The 3120-nt window shown below is 64.0% G+C and carries 3 protein-coding genes; 2 read left to right on the forward strand and 1 reads right to left on the reverse strand.

Going from position 1 to position 3120, the window contains the following annotated elements; all coding sequences use genetic code 11:
- Positions 1–111: 111 nt before the first annotated feature.
- Positions 112–912 (forward strand): TIGR03084 family metal-binding protein, encoded by an 801-nt coding sequence (locus tag WEA77_RS09290; RefSeq protein ID WP_368067598.1) that lies wholly within the window; start codon positions 112–114, stop codon positions 910–912.
- A 72-nt stretch (positions 913–984) separates the two neighbouring features.
- On the forward strand, positions 985–1782 hold the full coding sequence (locus tag WEA77_RS09295) for a crotonase/enoyl-CoA hydratase family protein (RefSeq protein WP_368067599.1): 798 nt from the start codon (positions 985–987) through the stop codon (positions 1780–1782).
- Between the two features lie 343 nt (positions 1783–2125).
- Here the strand turns inward: WEA77_RS09295 and WEA77_RS09300 are convergent.
- The coding region (locus tag WEA77_RS09300; protein ID WP_368067600.1) for a CaiB/BaiF CoA transferase family protein at positions 2126–3120 on the reverse strand (995 nt) is incomplete at its 5' end.

Genomic DNA, 3120 nt, shown 5'->3' on the forward strand with positions numbered 1-3120 from the left:
TACGCGGAGTGTGCCTCCGGCTGCCTTGTCTCGCCAGACCTCTCCCCGGGGGAGGGGTTGCGCCAATTCCGGCACACGGGAAGACTGGCAGAAGGCATCGGGAGGGTCGGCATGCAACAGGCAGAAGATTTCCGGCAGGAAACGCGCGCGCTGCATACGCTTGTCGCGTCGGTCCCGGTGAGCGCTTTCGGCGAGCCGACGCAGTTCAAGGGGTGGACGACCGTGGACGTGATCCGGCACCTGCATTTCTGGAACCGGATGGCGCACGCGCAGATCAGCGATCCGGATGGCCTTGTTGGCCATCTGAAGGCGATGGCCACGCGCGGCATCACCATGCGCACTTACGAGGCGGAGCAGTTTGGACACCTGGGACCGGAAGCGCTCGTCGCTGAATGGGTGGCCTTTGCCGAAACTGCGGCAGACCTCTTTGCTGCCGCCGATCCCAAAGCCCGGCTCAAATGGGCCGGGCCGGATATGAGCGCACGCTCGTCGATCACCGCGCGCCTGATGGAGACCTGGGCGCACGGGCAGGAAGTTTATGACCATGCCGGTATGGTGCGCAAGAATGAGGACCGGATCGGCAATATCGTGACACTGGGTGTCAATACGTTTGGTTGGACCTATGCCACGCGGCGGGAGACCCCGCCGGGACCGATGCCGCATCTTGTTCTGTCAGCGCCGTCCGGCGCCATCTGGACCCACGGAGAGCCGAGTGAGCAAGAGCGGATCGAAGGGCTGGCCGAGGCGTTTTGCCAGGTGGTGACGCAGACGCGGAACATCGCCGATACGAAGCTCAAGGTGACCGGGCCTGTGGCCACAGACTGGATGAGCAAGGCGCAATGCTTCGCAGGTGCCTCCAACGCGCCGCCCGCGCCGGGCACCCGCTTCACCCGCAAGGCCGCAAAAGCCTGATCTGGCTGGACAAGCCTGTGCCCGGCGTTACGAGACTTGCCGTATACAAAGTCTTTCAGGGAGCCTTCTGCCATGTCGATCCTTCTGCTTGAGAAACGCGGGCCGGTTGCCCTGTTGACGCTGAACCGTCCCGAGATGATGAACGCCCTTGGGCAGGAGGGCGATGGCCCGGCAGTCGCGGCCGTCTGCGCCGAAATCACTGCTGATCCGTCGGTCCGCTGCGCAGTGCTCACGGGCGCCGGGCGTGCCTTCTCCGCAGGCGGGGACGTCAAGGCAATGAAAGAGAAGCAGGGCGCCTTCGGCGGAAGTCCGGCGGATATCCGCGAAGGCTATCGCCGCAATATCCACATCATCGTGCGCTCTATCTACAATCTGGAAGTGCCGTTGATCTCGGCGATCAACGGACCCGCCATCGGGCTTGGCTGCGATGTGGCGTGCATGGCAGACATCAGGATTGCGGCCGACACGGCGAAGATGGGTGTGACCTTCCTGAAGCTGGGGCTGATCCCCGGCGATGGCGGGGCCTGGTTGCTGCCGCGCCTGATTGGCGCTTCGCGCGCTGCGGAGCTTCTGTTCACCGGCGATGTGATCGATGCGAAGACGGCCGCCGAGTGGGGCCTCGTGAGCCGTTTGGTGCCGGCCGATAAGCTGATGGAGGAAGCGATGGCGCTGGCCAACAAGATTGCCCAGCAGCCGCCGCAGGCGCTGCGCCTCGCAAAGACGCTCATGCGGCACGCCACGACATCCTCTTACGACACGATCATGGAAATGTCGGCGGCAGCGCAGGCGCTGATGCACGAGACTAACGATCACGTTGAAGGCGTCAACGCGATCCTCGAAAAGCGCACTCCGGTGTTCAAGGGCAACTAAGCGAGGCCCAGCGGGCGGGACAGGGCGGCCCTTCTGGTTTGACGGGTGATTTGGTCCTGCAGATGGGCTTTGGGCCGATTGCTGCGCGGACGGTCGAATTGAGTTGGAAGGATATGCGCGTCCCCGTGCACAAGGACCCGGTTCCTCCGCTTCAGGAAGCAGGATGCCTTTCGGAAAGCCGGCCGGACAGGCCTGGCTGTCACGGACCGCCTCCCTTGAACCCGGGCTTCAGCAAGCACCATTACCCTACTGCGGACCCTGCAGAGTTCGTGCGCCTATTCCCCAGACGCCGCCCGGAAAAGATAATGCACAGGCGCGTTCCCGTGCCCACGCTCAGTGTCCGTCAGGCGACGATGCCGGAGGCGAACAGCGCCTTGATATCGGCTTCGCTGCGCCCGAGCGCGGCGAGCACTTCTGCCGTATGCTGACCAGGCGTTGGCGAGGGTCCCTTTGGACCATCGTCGGCACCCGGGAACCGCACAGGCGAGGCAGGGGATGCGTAGGTCGTGCCATCGCGCTTGGCACTCGGCGTCTGCACGATGGCGCCAGAGGCGAACGCCTGCGGGTCTTTGGCAACGTCTGCGAGCGTCTGCACCGGCGCCCAGGCGATCGATTCCGCGTCGAGGCGTTTGGCGAGGTCGGCCATATCATGCGCGGCAAACCCTGCATCGAGGATGCCGACCACTTCGGCACTGTTGGCGCGGCGGCCTTTGGCGTTGTTGAAGCGTGGGTCAGTCGCGAGTTCCTCGCGCTGAACGACACGGCAGAGGGGGGGCCAATCGGTTTCGCCCTGTCGCGCGACAATGCAGAACCACTTGTCATCCTTCGACTGGAAGAAGTTCGAGATTGGCACGTTCTGCTCGCCCCGGGTCTTGGTCGACGCGACGCGGCCGAAGAAGAGCTGGATCGCGAGGTCTGATCCCATCGTGTAAAGACCCGTGCGGAAGAGGGAGGCTTCGACGAGGCGGCCCTTGCCTGTGCGCGTTGCTTCGACAAGGGCGGCGCAGATTCCAGCGGCGGCGGCAATGGATGTCGTATGGTCGCCGAAAGCGGTGCGGAGCGGGAACGGCTCTGCGCCTTTCGGGATCGTGAGGCTTGCAACGCCTGTACGGCTCCAGAAGCTGGCGATGTCGAAGCCTGGTCGGTCCGCGTCCTCGCCTTCGAGACCGTACCCGGTGAGGGAACAGTAGACGAGTTTCGGATTGAGAGATTTCAGGGACCCGTAATCGAGGCCTGAACGCGTGAGGCCGCCCGGGCGGACATTTGTGAGGAAGACATCGGCGTCCTTCACGAGTTCGCGGATAAGAGCCTGCCCCTCCGGTTTGCCAGTGTCGATGA

Source organism: Hyphomonas sp. (genome assembly GCF_040882205.1).
Taxonomy (GTDB): Bacteria; Pseudomonadota; Alphaproteobacteria; order Caulobacterales; family Hyphomonadaceae; genus Hyphomonas.

What these genes read in the sequence shown, in the direction of transcription:
- WEA77_RS09290 (WP_368067598.1), top strand. Translation starts at nt 112, where the DNA reads ATGCAACAGGCAGAAGATTTCCGGCAGGAAACGCGCGCGCTGCATACG.
- WEA77_RS09295 (WP_368067599.1), top strand. Translation starts at nt 985, where the DNA reads ATGTCGATCCTTCTGCTTGAGAAACGCGGGCCGGTTGCCCTGTTGACG.